We start from the raw sequence: 16895 nt of genomic DNA on the forward strand, positions 1-16895 counted from the left end.
GCGGTTCTCCTTGGTTCCCTGTTCGGGAGGTTGGTCCTGGAAACCCGATTCTCTCGGATTCCACTGGCGAACCGCCGCCTTCAACCTTCAACTACGCCTGGGACATTGCCCTCGGGCCGATTCGACGGTGTACTGAGAGTCAATGATTCCTTCCAGGTTTGGCGCGCTGAGCGTGCCGCCCTTCCCAGAGAAGAAGTCGCGAAGACCATAGCCGAATCGGGCCAGTCCACCGACAACGCCGCCTTGTGATGCCGCTTGCTCTCTTGAGACCGGCGGTCCTTCGAGTGCTGCAATAACCGCTTTAGCCTCGGGCCCAGCGACCTTCAGAAGATTCACTGCTGCTGCCGCCGCCGCATCACCCATAGCCTTCAGTTCGGGTGACATTTGAGCCAACTGTCCGTTGAACTCATTCATCACCTGAGCCCAATCGGACTTCAGGGCAGCCTTGACGTCGGATGCCTGGTCGGCTGTACCTTGGTCGATTTCGTTGCGCTTGGCGTCCGAAATCTCTTTCTGCTGCGCCTTGACCCAATCTGCGTCGCCGTAGCTGGCTCCAGTACGGAGTTGCTGGAGCGACAGCATGTCGGTAAAGCCATAAGCCTGCGCCAGAGTGGCCGCCGGCATGCCGGACTTCTGCCACTCGCGGTATTTGCCGCTCGCAGCTCTAGCGAAGTCATACGTCAACTGCTCGGCATCTTCGCTCTGGATCTGTTCGGGCGTCAGACCGGCCGCCATGAAAGCGCGCCACTTGGTCACGTCGCCCTGGGCATTGGCGACGTTGCCAAGATCGGATGCTCCAAGGCCGAACTTCTCGAAGTTGGCGCCGAAGGCCTGCGTCTGACCGATCCGGAGACCCAATCCGCGGGCCTGAAGATTCTGACCGGCCAATGCGTTCGTTGACGCAAAAACGGCTGCTGGAAACGATAGCAGCGACCCGCCGATGGCTCCCAATTTCAGGAGCATCCCGCTCATCTTGGCAAAGTCTGTGTGGACAGCCTTCGAAAACTTCGCCATGCGGCCCATCTGAATGGCGCCGTCTTTTGTTTTGGTGTTGAACTTGTCCTGTGCGCCGGTTGCCTTTTGCAGGCCTTGGGTGATCGCGTTAGCTTGAATTGCCGCGATCATCAGGAACTCTTTAGACAGCTTCGACGACTTGGAGAAGTCTTCCATGCCAACGCCGGCATCGTCGATGGCGCCCGTAACCTTAGCCCAGTCCTCGGGCATATCGGCGAGCTTCTTCTGATAGTCCTGAAAGAGAGCATGGAACTCGCGGAACTGCGAGTCGTTGATCTCAATATCGACGATTGCTTTTTGCGTCATGCCGGTCGCTTAAGCGCCTCAATGAGGTATCTGTGACGGAACTGCTGCGCCGTCCGATACGGGCTGTCGTATCGCTCGAATACTTCGCCGAATCCCTCATTGGCGATGTAGTTCAGGATGGAATCGACGATGGTGTCTTTGTCGTAGGCGCGGCCTGCGTCAATGTCGGCAAAGAGGCGAGGAATTCCGTAGGCGTGGATGACGTGATCGACGCCCCCAGAAATTCTGCCGTTCCCTTCGCTGCTGATGCCCGGTCCGCCTTTCTCGCCAGGGCATAGTGAGATGTAAAAAAAACTATGCCCGCCAGCGCCTCCTCCCAGTCTTCAGCGTCGATCTTTCCGCTCGAGATCGCCGTTCCTACCGGGATCTGATCCCATCCATGCGGGCCCGGGCAGAGGATTGTGGTAAGGCGCTTGAATTCAGCAAACAGAGCTTCCGAAATCTCGTCCTGAACGTTGCCTTGTTCGTCGACCATGCCAAGCGCGGCAGCTTCTTTGCGGCATTCGTCCTTGAGCGTGAGGGCGGCAATGCGAGGGCCCGCACTCACCAGATAGGCGGTGCCTTTGCCTTGAAGCGCAGCTTTCGTCGAGGCTAGAACACGGTAGTGCTGCTCGAAGATCGCGCGGGAAATCGGCACGTGGAATGCGTGGATACGCACCACTTCTTCCGCGACATCCTTCGTCACGGGTTTGCCTTCAACTTCCTGCGTGACCTTGCGGACAACTCTTTCTGTTACTACTGGCAACACCAGATTGCGCCGTTCGTCGACTTTCATCTCAATCCCTTTAACTGAGCCTTATGAGGTGCCACGGCAACCGGTAAGGTGCCGGCGTTCGGGTCGCGTCCCTAGCCGTGGCGTGAGGTGTTACGTGAATGACCAGAGCGAACTGTTGATGTTGAACGAGCCGCGCAGTGTGACTCGCACAACCGGGTCAGTGCCGTCATACGCACCCGGCGAGATCATGCGAATGCCGGTGTCGTTCAGCGTAATGGCGGGAAACGCCGAGGTATCGCTGTGGATCGTCACGTCGCCAAGGACGCTGGTGTCCTGAGCCTGCGCCAGCCAGTTGGCAGCAAGCGCCTGCGAACGCAACAGACCAACAGTGATCGTCGCCATGACATACGGCTCGGGCGAATTCACCACGCCAGTTGCCGTCTCGATCTGCTGATTGAAGTCACCCTCGAATTCAATATGAGCAAATGACTTGCCCATGTATTGACTCGTGATGTTCAGCGTCGGGAAAGCGGCGATAACAACGGAGCATCGGACGCGGTTTAGCGGACCCGCATTGAGATAGGGATTTGCCATGTTGCGTCCTTAAGCGACAAACTGCGTCGCGTCGAGGTTGAGGGTCAGCGTGAGGAATGCGTTCTGACCAACCACCGTCGCCGAAAAGCCGTTGTAGATGCCTGCGTTGTAGTCGTTCGGGTTTTCCGTCGTGTACGTCGAGAACGGCACGGCGGTCACGACAGCGCTCAATGCACAGCCGAACTTCACAGCCGAGTTCGCCACGTTCTGAGCGACGGCCAACAGCGTGTTGATACCGTTCTGGTCGTAGAGCAGAGGCGGATTGCTGTTCGATCCGTTGATGATTGCCGCGGCCAGCGCCTGCTTGACCTGAATGCGGAACCAGTCAATCCCATACCACCACGCGGCCTGTTCGCCGTCCATCGTCGTGCCCTTGAAAATGCACGCAGTGGAGATGCCGCCTTCGGCGCCCGTCAGAATCAGATTTCCATAGTTGGTCAGAACCGTGTTGATGTTCGTCTGGTTGCCGACCTGGGCCCAAGGCGTCACGCCATAAGCGTATCGATACGACATCGGGGCGAGAGGATTCGACGAGCCCGGTTTATTCGCGAGCCAGTTATAGAAGTCAACCGACAGCTGATGCTCTGTCGACGCCTTCGTCGGGCTCGGCACCTGTGCGTACACCGCTTTGTTGTTGGCGTAGTTAGGCAGATTGGAGACGGTCGTCGTGACGAAGAAATACGTCTGCCCACTCGGGCTGTCGTAGTTCGCCGTCATCGTGTTCAGGGCTGCAGACGATGCAGCATCCCACGCGGCCGGTAACAGGTATGCATAGAACACCTGCGGATTGCTATTTGCCGTGATCCACGTTTGCAACGCAGTGATTGCAGATGCCGCTGTGGTCTGAGCGCCCAGCTCGAGCACGTAGACGCCGACTGCATTGCCTTGCGCAAAGAACGTGGTTGCCGAATTGCTGATGAATCCAGCATTGGATGGCAAATACGTGCCCGGAACCGTTTCAGTGCCAGGATTCGTCGCAAGCGCGAACGTGAAGGTGTTTGCACCAGTGACCGTTGCGGAGTACGTGCCGTTATAGGCGGCAGGCGTCGCACCAGCAATGATCGTCGTGAACGTCTGGCCCGTAGCGAGGCCGATGGTAGCGGCGGTTGTCGCCGTGACCGTGCCGCTCGACCAGACCATGCCGGTCAGAGCCAGAGGCGTTGCGAGAAGCGCCTGAACTGCGGAGAGTGTCCCGCAATACTGGTAAGTACCAGCAGTAAGCGTCGTACCGCCCGCAGACACAATCGCGCCGCTTTGCTGAAGCTGCGAGACGGTCGGCGCGCGCGTGACGGTCGTGTTGACCGTTACGATCGTCGGAGTGATTGTGGTCGCCATGTGGGCGGTCTCCAGCTATTAGATGTACGAGACAGCGACGGAACCAGCGGAACCAGGAGTCACGACGATGCCGTTCGCGCAAGGCCAGTCGAGCGTGTAGACGGTGCCGGCCGCTGGAGTGGCTGCCGAAAAGATGAGGTTTGCTGCTGCGGCCGCACCGGTTGTGGCGGCATCGTTCGCAGTCAGATTCCCGGTGATCGTGCTGGTGACGACGATCCGCACAAGACGGCCAGCGCTGGCTTTAACAGCAGTCGCGGCGGTGATGTTGTAGACGCCAGTCTTGCCCGAGGCGATGAACTCATTGCCTTGAGCATCGACCTGGTTCATCACGAATTTGCCGGACGGATTGACGGCGGTTGCTGCATTCAACTGGGATTGGGGCATGTCACGCTCCTGAAAAAGAAAAACCCCGCCGAGGCGGGGTCTGTGTGGATCACCTAACGTCTGTCAGGTGTTGATAGATGAGAAGCCGGCCGACAGGATCAGTCGTCGAGCGATCGCATCGGACGTTGTCTGGAAATACCAGGCCTCGATGTCGAGCGTCTTTTTCATCGCGATCACGTTGAGTTCGGATTGCGTGCGCTTGGCGTCCTTGATTGCCGGCGAATTGCCGAATCCGAAGTTGTCAGTGTTCAGCGAGTAGTCGATCAGGCTCGCGTAGAACTGCGTGGCCTGCTGATTGGTCAGGCCGTACATGGTCAACCGGACCCTGTCCTTGGCGAGTTGGGAACTGGGCAGATCATGCAAGGGTGAGGCGCCGGAATTCGGTACAACCGTTCCCGGCCAGACATAGATTGGGAACGAGGGCGCCTCTGTTGCATCTGGCTCGACGTGCGCCACGACGTAAGGCGGCACGACATTAGCCGGCACCAGATACGACGGATAAACAGGCAACTGCGGCGTGCTTTGCGCCAGCCAGATCGGCAGGCTATTGGAGACAATCGGCCCGGCTGGAAGGTCGGCCTCACTGTCAATCAGTTGCGATGCCAGAGCCGGATAGACCGCATTCCCAACGTAGTGGTAGAGGTTGGCCTGTCTATAAAGCGCGCCGCGGGCATTGAACGAGAACCTGATCCCGTCTATCACGCCGATAAACAGATCGGTCGGCGACGCGGCGTTAAACACGTCGATCTGGCTCAGAGCCGTAAAAACGATGCGATTGACGTCAATCGTTTCGTCCTCGTTCTGCTGCTGATCGGTCACCTGGTGCAAAGAACCTTGGACCGTCTGGGTGACGCCAGTGTTGACCCAGAACACATACCCATCAGTCGGCATGACCGACTGACTGTATTGCGTGAAAGTGACTGCCTGGCTTTGCGACAGTTGGTCTACGCCGGCCGCCAGTGTGCTCGCCAACTGGCTTTGCGAGCCTAGCGATTCAGCGATAGATGGCATTAGTCAAACCACGCTATAAGAGTCGACCAGTAGAGCGACGTGTCAATGAAGGAGGGGCGGCGAGGATTGGCCTTCGCATAGGGATGTTTCAGGCGGTGATTCACGCCGTTCAATGCGGCCTTTGTCGGAACGCCCTCAATCCCCATGTGTTCAATTTCCTGCAACGAGACGAAGTTTTTCATCATCGTCGTGATGGAGGATTCAGCTCCGCCAAATGGATTTCCTGACGGATTCCCACCCATCATCATCGTTTCTAGTTGACCGGCGATGGAATCCTCAAGTGCCTTGGCAATGTCCGGAAGACGGGCAAAAGCGAACGTGTCAAGCACGCCATACTTCTCTTCGAGGATTTCCGCTACTTCGCCAGTGGTCTTCGTGGCGGCGCTTTTCTTGGGCTTCTTCTTGCCTTTGCCCGTCTCAGCGCGCTCCACATATGGCAGGTCGATGACACCCAAGTGCAACGTGATTCGGTTGGGAGGCGCAGTCGTGGTGCCAACGTGCACAGGCGAATAACTTCCGCCGCCTTCCGCCATCGGCATGTCGAAGTCTTTTGCCGCCATGATTTATCCTAAGACAAGCCCCACACGTTGCCGGCGTCCTGTTGCATGGACAGCCATTGACGCCCATAAGGATCGCGCAGAGCCTGCAACTGACCGAGTGTCAATCCCTTCAGAAAGTCTGGCGACAGCAGAGAATCGGACGTCCCCTGATCCGCAGCGGAGTTGATGACTCCCGGCGTAAAGCTGGTTAGCTTCATGTCCGCGCGGGTCTGCGCAAAGAACGTTTGTCCCGGCTGATCGGGGCACCAGTTCAACAGAAACGATGTGGCGAGACAGTAGACTGCAAAGCAGTAATAGTCTTGACCGATGGCATACAGCACCATCAGAGTTTTTTCTTCAGCGTAGCTGAGAGCCCACGTGATGTACGGGCTATTCGACGGCAAGTCTGCTGTCGGAATGCCCGCGACTGTCGTCAGGAAGGTGTACAGATCGGCGGCATTGGGAGCCGCCTGAGTTTGCCACGGGGCGAGCACGCCCATACCAGGCAGCGGCGGAAAGCAGGGCGTGCACATATTTCCTCTTAACTGCGGCGGGGACGTCCGCGCCGACGTTCAGATTGAACGGGCTTTTCATCGCCCACGGTGATGACTTCGTTGATCTGCTGCTCCACGCCTTTCTGCTCGACTTCCTCGAGTTCCACGGCAAACTCAGCGATCTTCGAGTCGGTCTCCTGAGCCGCCCGACGAAGCAGATCGTCAGCCGCAGCAGCAGATTCCTTTCGCACCTGCAGGGCCTGGTCAACGAGCGCATCCTCGTTGTTCGCCATTCCATCCACGAGACGATCAAGCGGAATCGGCTTGTCGAACTGATAGCATTGTCCGATGAAGCCACCCGTGGAATCAATTTCCGCCACAGGAATCAGCCCGTACATGCGATGCTGGTTCACGATGCTTTCGTGGTCGGCGCGAGATCCTTCCTGATAGATGCTCTTTTGCTGACCCGGAGGAATTTCAACGACGACGGGTCGGGATACGCGCTCCACCCAGAAGTGAAGCTGGAAAAGCTGTTTTGTGAGATTTGCGACGAATAGAGCCATGACATTCCCTGTTGGTTATCCCTGTATTGGAGTCTGCGGAAACGTGACAGGGGGCACGCTTGTCGGTTGCGCAACCTATCCGCAGAACTGACCGTTAGAAGCCTGCCGAAACGATCGTCAGTGCTTCCGGGCGCGGCGCCCAACCCGACGTCGAGCGCAGCTCCGAAACGACGTCGACAGCACCAGCCGGCAGCGGAGCGATGATTTCGGTCGGAGCGGCACGGTCAACGAGCTGAAGTGACGTTGCATCCAGACCCGGAGTGAGTTCGGCAAACACGTTCGTGTTGACCTTGTTCACGCGGTTCTTCTTCACTTCCGGCATTGAGATGATGATGACGTCCGTGCCGCCAGCGCCCTTGCCGATGAGCGTGTCATCGCAGGTCCAGACGATTTCGTCGCTGTTCCAGCCTGCCACGTCATCCACGAGCCCGCGGACCGACTTCGAACCGGCGCCTTCACGCTGGAATTGCGTGAGTTGCACGATGCCGTAGTAGCTGATCGCCTGCATGATGCGTTGAGTCGTCAGCACCGTGAAACGGGCAGGCACGCCAACGGTCATCGTGCGCGTCTTGATCGCTGCAATTTGCTGTGCGAGGAAGAACGCCAGTGCGCCGTTGTCATACGTCGAAATGGTCGTGTTGCCGTTCGGGTCAGCCGGCAGGTTCAATGCCGTTGCGCCGTTGGTGTTCATCAGACCTTCGCCGTTCGCCGGGTTCGCACCGTACAGCAGCAGGTTGCGCTGTTGCTGGAACGTGCCCTGACGCATTGCGAGGCGGTGAGCTTCGACGGTCGAAGCGCCCACGCGGCCGAGCGCTGCCGTGTCGTGATGGTCGTATTCCGCACGCGAGCGAATCATGTACGTCGGCGTGCTGATTTCGCTGTAAACCACCGAGCAGGAGGGAAGCTGGTTGGCGACAAACTGCCCCGTCTGCACTTGCGTGCGGACGTCGAGGCGCTTGATGTAGACCTCGAGGTCGCCGTCGCCAAGACGCACGAGCGGATCACCCGTTGCGATGGTGTCAAACGCGCCCGAAGCCTGCTGATACTGCAGCAGGATTTCGGGAACCATATAGTGCGGGTTGACCCGGATTTGTGCCGGTACGATATTGGCCATGTTCTGTCCTTAGATCTGGATGAGGGCCGCGTAACCCGAGCGATTCCAGGTAGCTGCACCAGTGGTTGCGTTGTACGAGACGGTCATGCTGTTGCCAGCATTGATGTCGAGGATCTTCACCGGCAGTGCGCCCGTGCCGTAGTTCAGGACGATCGTGCCCGTCAGGGAGCCGGTGGCTATCGCGCCCGAAGCAGCCGTGATCTGGATCGAGAAGTGCTGGTTGTCGGTGAAGGCGGAAACGGTCTGGTTGCCGTTCACGAGCGATGCGCCGGTGCCGGTCACGCCGCTGATGTTGATCAGGTCGCCAACGCCAGCAACCGGCGAGGCAGCAGCCATGACGATGGCGATCGTGTAGACGCCATTCGAATACGAAGAGGTCGCCGACGTCACCGAATAGGTAGCCGTCGACGCATCATACGGTTGCAGAACCTGGTTGTTGAAGTCCCAGGAAACCTGTTGCGTGATCAGACCGCCATCCAGCGAGACGAGCGACGGGTCCATCGCAACAGCGATGCGCGCGCCCGAGCCCATGCGGAAGAACGGGACGGTCATGCCAGCGGCGCCTGCGGTCGGAACCGGGCTTTGCGGCGAACCAACCCACGCATACGCGTTGTTGAAAACCGAGAAGCCGGTCAGGTTCGATTGAGCGGTTGCGGCGACGATCGTGCCGCCGAGCGTGCGGTCATAGCCAGAAGCCGGGGCGACGCTCTCCGAGATTGCCATGCCGCCCCAGATCGGGCCGGTGGCGCTCGCCGAAAGCGAACCAGTTGCGAGCGCGTAGCGCACGGCAGGATCGTCCATGTAGACGCCCTGCACATAGCCTGCGCTTTGTACGGAAAACGAGCCTTGAGCATTCGTCGTCGCGTACGGATAAAAAGGGGTATTCAATCCCATGATTTTCTTTCCAGAAAAGAAAAAGCCCGCTCAGTGGCGGGCTTCGTGTTGGCGACGAGTGCTTTAGTGCTTGGTATCACGCACGATATTGCCGTGCATGCGGGGAGCGCGGAAGTCATCCATCCATGCGCCGGGACGGCCATAGAAGGTGGTGACCTTGTGGCCGGTGCCGGTGTCACGGGTTACAGCGCGCAGGCCAGCTTCCGGGGCCACGCTCGGATGAATCGCGGCTTCCATCGAGTCCGCGTAAATCGCTGCTTCCGCGATCGCGAAAACCGATGCTTCCAGGCCGGCGAGATCAACATCCTTCCATGCGGCGCTGTGCTGTTTCATCGGAGCAGCGAGACGCTTCTTGTAAGCGAGAACGTCTTCGCCATTCAGCGCCCGCGGAGCCTGCTTGCCGAATGCGCCATATACGCTATCGGCTTTCGACTGGGCGTCGGCGAATGCGGCCTGATCTGCATCGGTGAGAGGCTTCGGCGTGAGCGATGCGGTCTGCACCAGCATCTTCTCAAGGTTGGAGATACGGTCGAGCAGGGCGCTTTCACGCTTGGCGGCGTCAGCCTTTGCCTCTTCTTCTTTCGCTTCAGCCTTCAATTTCGCAGCCTCCGCTTCCTTGTCCTTGGCGTCGTCATCCGCTTTCTTTTCGTCCGAATCAGCCTTCTTGTCACCGACCGACATTTCTTCGGCCGGCATGGCATCGGCTTTCTTGTCGTTCTTCTCGTTTTCATACGAGTCCATGCGCTTGCACAGAGAATCGACAGCCGACATCAGCTTGTCCCATTTCTCCGAATCAGCCTTGGCCTTTTCTTCCTCGGCATCAGCTTTCGCCTTTTCCTCAGCGTCAGCCTTGGCCTTTGCTTCGAGTGCTTCCTTCGCCTCGGCGTCCGCCTTGGCCTTACGCTCTTCTTCAGTCATCTCAGGTTCCTGAACGTTAGTGGTAGATACGCCAGCAGGCGGACCGCCCTTGTCCCACACGCCAACCTCGCAGATCGCGATGTGGTCGAGCAGTTTTGGGTTTCCCTCAATAAGACCCTTCTCCCCGTTGTCGAGGGTTACAACGGTGTTTTCCAACTTCGGATTGCGGAATACGACGTTGGGCGACGTCGACAGCTGCTCCTTGGACATCATCGTCGCGGCAGCTTCGTTGTAGATGCGGACGATCGCCCACACCTCGTCACCCTTGATGTAGGGCAACATGACCGAGCCAACAGAACGTTTTTTGAATTCTTCCGAATTCAGATTTGCGTTGTCTGGGTGGTCGATGATGACCGGCAGGCCATTGCACCGCGCAAGGAAATCTTCATTGAGATATTCCTCAGGCGGCCGGTAGACGTATTCCTTATCTTTGGATCGGTACGATGTGCCTGTACCCGTGATGCGGATGTCGAACATCCACATGTTGATGAAGAACTGGGGCGATGAATATTCGCCCGCGACCATCGCTCTAGCGAGGTCTGTCTCCGTCATGTGAGCTTTGCGGACCGCCTTGAATGCGTCCGACTCCAGCACGAAGCGACAGCCGGGGTGCAATGGTTCGGGCCACGATCCGAGAGGTGACCAGATGAATTCCGTACTTTCGTCGCTCAGCGCGACGTCGAATGGTCGGGACTCGTTGTAGAACGTGGTGAATTCAACGTTGCCATCATCTGACTTGCCGAGTTCGATCAGCTTGTGCGGCTCGTACCCCGTCTCTTCCTGGGTTTCACGACGGGCGGCTTCCTCGGGCGTTTCGCCGGCTTCAATGTGCCCTCCAGGGAAGGCCCACTCACCCGGATGATCGCCACCGTTGCCGCGGCGCAGGAACAGCACATTGCCGTCCGCAACAATCAGCGCGCCTGCTGCAAGAATCTTTTCGGAATCGGCTTTACTTCGCCCCGCCTCTTTCATGGCTATGGCGATTGACTGATCTTCAGGATGGCCGGCCGCGCGCAACTCCTCTATGTTGTGACTGACAGCCTCGTTGCTCGAGCCTTTTTCTAATGGCATCTCATGCTCTCATTGCGGCGATCTTCGCGCGCGCCTCTTTCAGTGCCTCTCGACCTGCGGCGGTCACCATGTCATCGGGAAGATCTCGGATGTTGTACAGATACTCGTAGGTGCACGAGCAGTAGACTTCCTCGGCAGGCTGCGTGATCTGGTCGGTGTAGCCAGCAGGGCCGGCCTTCATCAGCCCCTTCTCAAGGGCCCAGTTGCCGCGGATCGCGTAGACCTTGCTGTCCCGGTCTTTATGGTCAGGACGGAAGTGATAGCCAGCCCTTCGCCATTGCGAATGCCATCGCGCAGCAATGGCGCCTCCGTCCGTCGCGATGATGTCGTTCAACGAACTGACGAACTTCGCCGACTGGTCAATGACACACCGCCGCTCTTCAAAGGGCAAGGACGTGAGCGCCTTGCGGATGTTTTCCTTAACCTCTTTTTTCTCGACCGCACGGCTGCCGCCAGCAGGGATCGAAGAGGCCCACCCAGCGAACCGTTGAGTCGTCTTTTCGACCATTGACTCACGGTTCAACTTGATGAGACTGCGCGATACCATCAAGCGTCGATCAAGTTCGCTGCGAAGTTTAGGTTTCAGGCGGTCTATGGTGAAACGTGGCACCCCAGGATGCTTCTTGATGATCTGACCATCGTCGATCATCTGCTTGTAGATGCCGCCGAGTGCCCGCGTCAATTCAGCGTTCAGCACGCTTTCTGGCGTCAGGCTTTCGATAGCCGCGCGGCGAATCCGATCAGTCCAATACTGCAACCGCTCAACGCTATCGAAGCCGTTTTCCTCGAAATCGCGGATCGCAGCAGTGACGGTTTCGAAGAATGTTGCCATCAGGATCGGCCAGAAAACGGTGGGGGAGCGTCGGGGTCCTGGTCTGGCTCGGGTGGCACATAGTTCTTCAAATCATCGTAATCCAGCACAAGAGGATTCGAGAACAGGTGCTTGGATTCGTTGATATTGTTGGCTGCCCACTCGATCAGACGCGCCCTGTTGTCGGGGTCAAGATCCGGCTTTAGAACTTCAAGCGCAGCAATGATGCTTTTGAGCTTGACATCCTCGACCTCAACCAGCTTCGATTCCGGCTCCACAAGCAAAGACGGCCACTCTGCAGTGAAAGCGTTCTTCCACTGATAGAAAGCCTGCTCGTAGGTGAGCTTCTTGTACTCCGGGATCGTCTTCTGGATGGTCGCGAAGAACTCAGGCGTCCACGCCAGATGCATGACGATGTTATCGAAGAAATCGTAGAGAGGCTGCATTTTCAGCCGCTCATTGTCGATGTACCTAACGATTTCCTTTGCGTCTTCCGTTCCTTCGCCAAACCCTTCTGCATACGATTCGGAATTGAGCATCTTGGCTGGCTGGGGCACGGCCGCGGCGATGTTCTCGAGAATGTTCTTGCGAGCCGTGGTCAGGGCGCCGTCAGCATTCAGCAGATTGAGGGTTTCAATTCCCTCGTCTGGCGTGATGTTGATGACGTTGTTGGTCTGCGCCTCTTTGACGACGTTGCGCTTGATGCCCTGCAGGACCGCCATGGCCCGGTCGGCGATCGAGCCCGGCTGCTTCATTTTTGCGACGATCACGCCAACCTTACGGCTGACCATATCGTCCGCGATCATCGTCTGCACGAACGACTTCAGCGGAAAGAGAGCACGCTGATAGACGGAGCGCCCCGTGTAGCCGAACGCTGAATTCGTGTACTCGATGTACAGGGGCGCTTCGTTAAACCAGACGCAGGCGCGGGAAGGGTGATACTCCTGCCCGGCGGCCGTGACCATCGTTGGCTTCTGAAAGTCAGGTGCGTTGGGGTCCTGGTTCAGCACCAAAGAACCTGCGGTATTGAGCGGGTCCAGTGCATTGAAATAGAACTGTTGCGCGGCGATCTTGCCGAGGTCAATCGGCGTTTTGGTATCGACGCCCTTTGCCCCGCAGACAATCGCTGCTGCCCCGTAGATTTTCCCGAGGCGGGCTGTATTAGCGATGTAGTTATCCGCATTGATCTCGCGCCACTTGCGCTCGAACGCATCGCGCACGGGTTCTTCTGGACTGTTGGGGATTGAGATCTTCCGCGGTTGGCTCATCGCCAGTTGAATCGGCTGATCGACGATTTTCCCGCCCAGCGGATGGAACGAGTAGATCTGTTTGCAGAGCTGGTAGCCAGGCTCGGCACCCGGCACCAGATCGTCAGCCATCAGCAGATCGACCAGGCTCGAGGACAGCTTGGAGCCTTCGATTGTGATTTCAGCCATTTGGATACCGTGGATTAATTACAGACCATCGCTGTCACCGAGGCCGATTGCGATGCCGTAGACGCCCGTGTCATACAGGTCGTCGGCCTGGTTAGGGATGCCGAGTCGATAGCCAAAAAATTGGCTCAGGAAGTGGTTCTGCGAGCGACCTTTGTATTCAACGATCTTGTTGTAGGCGTGCTCGCTGATCTTCACGTCGCCGTGATGGACAAAGTCGGACACGCCAGTGCCGCGCGCATCCTTGCTCATTGAGGTCAATTTGCTGTCGATAGCCTGCGCAGGCCAACCGCTGCGAGCCGCGCGCTGCAGGAGAGTAATGCCGCTGCCCTTGTCTTCGACGAAGCTACCCGCGCTACCCATGCGGGCCCCGCACAGTCGCGCCAACTCTTCGACGCGCGACATGACGTTAGGAAACCACTCGGCGATCAAATCAGATTCAATCTGCGTGATGTCCCAATCAAGAATGATCAGTTTGTGCCCGATATGCCTGTTTCGGGCGAAGTAAGTCACGCCCGTGCCGTCGTTTTTGTCTCCCGCTTTCAGCGCGGAGTCCATAACAGCGAACACGTAATCGCAACGTTGCGGCCACGGCACCGGAGCACCATCGACCAGCATGTTCTCGACCTTGAACAGCGTGCCTTCCAGCGGACGAGGTAGCTGCTGATACAGAGATGCCCACGTGCGAACGTTGCTCTCGAACTGCGCCCAGTGCTTCTCACTGAACCATTGCGGCCACAGATATTCGCCAATCTTCCGACCGAGTGGGTCGTTCTGGACTTCACATCGCGCCTGCAGACAGACGACTTCCCAGACGTTTCCGTCGCGGCACATGATCGGGCCGCTTTCCCCCTTCCAGTCTTCGGGAAGGATGCGGCCGGCGAGATCGTCTTCGTGCCAGCGAGTCTGGATGATGACAACCCAGCCGCCAGGAATCAGGCGGGTCTTCAGATCGTCGTTATACGCATCCCACGTCTTGTCGCGGATCGTCGGCGAGTCAGCCTGCTCGCGGCCTTTCACCGGGTCATCAATGATGATGCCGTTCGCGCGGTTACCCGTCACACCGCCAAGAATGCCGGTCGCGATGTATTCGCTACCGTTCGTCAGCGAGAACTCTTGAGCCGCGGACGATTCGGTCGTCAGTTCGCAGCCATAGATGCCCTTGAATCGCTTCTGCTTGATGATCGAGCGTGTGCGGCGCCCCATCTTCCGAGCAAGGTCATCGCCGTAGCTGGCGAGAATGACCTTGCGATTCTTCTCCGCGCCGAGATAGCGCGAGGGGAAAACGACCGATGCGTAGGTGCTCTTCGCGCTACCCGGGGGCATGAAGAACATGGCCCGACCGTGAGGCGTATTGCTCACACGCTCCATCGTCTCGAGAATGAGCCGATGATGCTGCGCCATCGTCGATTCGATGGGCTCGAAGAATTCCGTGTCAGGGTCTTCGCCCGCGGGCTTGCCGGGAATCTCGATCGCCTGAGCGTAGGAAAGTACGTCTTCTCTAGCCCTGCGGCGAATCCACAGCTCTTGCGCCGCTTGCTCCAATGTAGGCGGCGAGTTCGTCATCCGTCATTTCCTGCGCGCTCTTGGCTGGAATCAGTGGCGCGCCATCCTTGCCCGTCATCTCACGGCGGTTGGTGAAGGAGCCGCCCGATTCCTTGGCTGCCTGTTCGATCAACTGTGCGGCTAGCGCCATGTTCCCCTGACCGTGGACGCGCTCATACATGCGGTTTAATGCGCGCAGGCGAAAGGCTTGACTGGCGATAGGAATGGTCGAAACGTCTTCGAGAAACTTCTTGCGGGTCTCGTCAAAAATCGTCCGCCACTTCTCGCTAAGATCCTTGGCGACCCGGCGTTCCGGGTGATATGCCGACACTTGCTGCTTGGTGACATCGAGGCCAAATTCCTCTTTCACCTGGCGGCAAACATCGGTTGGCGAGTCAAAGCAGGCAAGCGCGCGCACGATGAACGCCTTAACGTCATCTTTCAGCGTTGCCATAATGTGAAATTCAGTAAAAGAAGGGTAAAAGCTAGGCGCCGGCCTTGTCCATCAGGACAGAGATGGTTTCTGGGGTCTCCGGCTAGCACCTTTCCTGCGACGGCGTTATTGCGAGTAGTCAGGCGCTTTACTCGTCCATGATCACTGACCGCATAATTCGGCCATTCGGTGATGACCCGCCAATTTTCAATCGTCACGCCACTTTCAGGAGACATGTTCCGCACGCTTGAGCTATTGAGACGTTCGCTATGGAGGGGCCTTTATTGGCGGCCCGAACTAAGCGGGCTATCGCGCCGTCTGACGCGCCCACTCCGTATCGCTCAATTATACCGACGAATTCTTCAATATCATGCGCCCGAAGGCCCAATTTTGGTTTCCCATCCTTAGTAAATGCGGGGACTCCAAATTCATCGGTTTTCTGCGCGATATGCATTAACTCATGCTCTATCAGCGCGCACCACTCGACGTCCGAGCACTCATTCGCGTACATGGCGTCCAGTGTGATGAGGTAGGTGGGTACGCGGCCGAACCACTCGTGCATCTGTTGCTCTTGACGCCCTTTCTGCCACGCTCCAGCGCGGAACGTCACCTCTTCGCATTGACCGACGACGCGGCGCATCTGCTTCGTGTTCTCCTGTGCCGCCCACAGGAATTCGACGTCGGCGTCTTTCAGATGAAAGTGATCGGCGTTGTAGAGCGGCGAATGCTCGCTTAGAAGCGTCTGATGTACCCACTCGGCGACACCATCTGCGGGCGTGAATCGCCTAAACCAGTTCCCAGCATCGAACAGGGATACGGGCGGCCTTGGACGTTGCGCGAAAGGTTTTAACTCAGTCGCCGTCTTTTTCGTTCGCATTTCTTTCTTATATAGGCGCGAGCCCCGAGAGGAAAATACTCAGTTAATGCGCCACACGGGAATGGCCGCACCGACCTTATTCTGCGCATTCGGATACGTGGCCGCATGCGTAGGCAGTGCTGTAGCGTCCCACACGGGGATTGCGCCGCCGTCTTGCCCTTGATCGCTTGGGAACGGTCCATTGCCTGTCGGCGCACTCACGACACGAACAGGAATCGCTCCGGCCGATTTCGATTGGTCACTGGGCCACGGGCCAGAACCGGGCTGAGCCACGAACACAACCGGGATTGCGCCGTTAGCGCTGCTTTGGACGCTGGGCCATGGCCCGCTGGTCGGTTGCGACACCAGATATACCGGGATTGCGCCAGCCGCAGTGTTCTGATTTGATGGGTATGTCATTTAAGCCGCCGCACACGACGCCAGAATCGCCACCAGTGCGAGATATGGGTACTCGCATAGCATGGCTATGATGGCTATTCCGAACAGGAGGAAAGACATTAGGCGGCCTCAAACATTTCTGGCACGACCGTATTCCGCGCTACTTGCCCAAACTGGCTGTGATAGGTGATCGCGGTCGCACTGCGCTCCGACAACCACCCACCGCGAGCGGCGTATGCGTCCCGAGCTGCGAGCGTCGGATGCTGGATCACCGTCATCCCGGAATGCTCTTTCTCTTCGACGTGATGTCGATGACCAGTGGAGCAATAGCGCTTAATGGTATCGCCCCATACTTTCGGGCAATGTCCCAGGCGTAGTTGAAGGTTGAAGGCGGCGGTTCGCCAGTGGAATCCGAGAGAATCGGGTTTCCAGGACCAACCTCCCGAACAGGGAACCAAGGAGAACC

General features: G+C 57.9%; 19 protein-coding genes. All 19 read right to left on the reverse strand.

Going from position 1 to position 16895, the window contains the following annotated elements; translation table 11 throughout:
- Positions 1-87 precede the first annotated feature (87 nt).
- Entirely contained in the window at positions 88-1320 is a 1233-nt protein-coding gene (locus HV711_RS31975; protein WP_035479839.1) for a hypothetical protein, read from the reverse strand.
- 112 nt (positions 1321-1432) lie between these two features.
- A complete protein-coding gene (locus HV711_RS31980) occupies positions 1433-2095 on the reverse strand; it encodes a hypothetical protein (RefSeq protein WP_082201435.1) in 663 nt (220 codons plus the stop codon).
- A 90-nt stretch (positions 2096-2185) separates the two neighbouring features.
- Positions 2186-2629 (reverse strand): hypothetical protein, encoded by a 444-nt coding sequence (locus HV711_RS31985; RefSeq protein WP_175145599.1) that lies wholly within the window; start codon positions 2627-2629, stop codon positions 2186-2188.
- Positions 2630-2638: 9 nt separating this feature from the next.
- Positions 2639-3964, reverse strand: coding sequence for a hypothetical protein (locus HV711_RS31990; protein ID WP_035479834.1), 1326 nt, complete (start codon positions 3962-3964; stop codon positions 2639-2641).
- 18 nt (positions 3965-3982) lie between these two features.
- Positions 3983-4348, reverse strand: coding sequence for a hypothetical protein (locus HV711_RS33725; RefSeq protein WP_051224052.1), 366 nt, complete (start codon positions 4346-4348; stop codon positions 3983-3985).
- A 63-nt stretch (positions 4349-4411) separates the two neighbouring features.
- Complete coding sequence (locus tag HV711_RS32000; RefSeq protein WP_244142793.1) at positions 4412-5320, reverse strand: hypothetical protein; 909 nt, start codon at positions 5318-5320, stop codon at positions 4412-4414.
- A gap of 38 nt (positions 5321-5358) precedes the next feature.
- Positions 5359-5919: a hypothetical protein gene (locus HV711_RS32005; protein ID WP_035479831.1), complete on the reverse strand. Its 561-nt coding sequence runs from the start codon at positions 5917-5919 to the stop codon at positions 5359-5361.
- Between the two features lie 8 nt (positions 5920-5927).
- Positions 5928-6431, reverse strand: coding sequence for a hypothetical protein (locus HV711_RS33730; protein WP_254604956.1), 504 nt, complete (start codon positions 6429-6431; stop codon positions 5928-5930).
- A gap of 8 nt (positions 6432-6439) precedes the next feature.
- Positions 6440-6955 (reverse strand): hypothetical protein, encoded by a 516-nt coding sequence (locus tag HV711_RS32015; protein ID WP_035479829.1) that lies wholly within the window; start codon positions 6953-6955, stop codon positions 6440-6442.
- A 94-nt stretch (positions 6956-7049) separates the two neighbouring features.
- Entirely contained in the window at positions 7050-8069 is a 1020-nt protein-coding gene (locus HV711_RS32020; RefSeq protein WP_035479827.1) for a hypothetical protein, read from the reverse strand.
- A gap of 9 nt (positions 8070-8078) precedes the next feature.
- The gene (locus HV711_RS32025; RefSeq protein WP_051224049.1) at positions 8079-8963 is read right to left on the reverse strand and encodes a hypothetical protein; all 885 of its coding nucleotides are present in this window, start codon (positions 8961-8963) and stop codon (positions 8079-8081) included.
- 63 nt (positions 8964-9026) lie between these two features.
- Positions 9027-10952, reverse strand: a complete 1926-nt coding sequence (locus HV711_RS32030) for an NUDIX domain-containing protein (protein WP_051224046.1) — start codon at positions 10950-10952, stop codon at positions 9027-9029.
- A 1-nt stretch (position 10953) separates the two neighbouring features.
- Positions 10954-11784, reverse strand: coding sequence for a hypothetical protein (locus tag HV711_RS32035; RefSeq protein WP_035479824.1), 831 nt, complete (start codon positions 11782-11784; stop codon positions 10954-10956).
- Complete coding sequence (locus HV711_RS32040; RefSeq protein ID WP_035479822.1) at positions 11784-13199, reverse strand: anti-CBASS protein Acb1 family protein; 1416 nt, start codon at positions 13197-13199, stop codon at positions 11784-11786. Before HV711_RS32040 ends, HV711_RS32035 begins: the two co-directional genes overlap by 1 nt.
- An 18-nt stretch (positions 13200-13217) precedes the next feature.
- A complete protein-coding gene (locus HV711_RS32045; protein ID WP_082201434.1) occupies positions 13218-14762 on the reverse strand; it encodes a terminase large subunit domain-containing protein in 1545 nt (514 codons plus the stop codon).
- Complete coding sequence (locus tag HV711_RS32050; protein WP_035479820.1) at positions 14698-15195, reverse strand: DUF2280 domain-containing protein; 498 nt, start codon at positions 15193-15195, stop codon at positions 14698-14700. Before HV711_RS32050 ends, HV711_RS32045 begins: the two co-directional genes overlap by 65 nt.
- Positions 15183-15410, reverse strand: a complete 228-nt coding sequence (locus HV711_RS34030; RefSeq protein WP_082201433.1) for an NUMOD4 domain-containing protein — start codon at positions 15408-15410, stop codon at positions 15183-15185. Before HV711_RS34030 ends, HV711_RS32050 begins: the two co-directional genes overlap by 13 nt.
- Positions 15389-16051 (reverse strand): putative metallopeptidase, encoded by a 663-nt coding sequence (locus HV711_RS32060; RefSeq protein ID WP_035479818.1) that lies wholly within the window; start codon positions 16049-16051, stop codon positions 15389-15391. The genes HV711_RS34030 and HV711_RS32060 overlap by 22 nt, the downstream gene beginning before the upstream one ends.
- 497 nt (positions 16052-16548) lie before the next feature.
- A partial coding sequence (locus HV711_RS33320) for a hypothetical protein (protein WP_217468975.1) occupies positions 16549-16895 on the reverse strand: 347 nt, incomplete at its 5' end.

This window comes from Paraburkholderia phenoliruptrix (genome assembly GCF_902859825.1).
Taxonomy (GTDB): Bacteria; Pseudomonadota; Gammaproteobacteria; order Burkholderiales; family Burkholderiaceae; genus Paraburkholderia; species Paraburkholderia phenoliruptrix.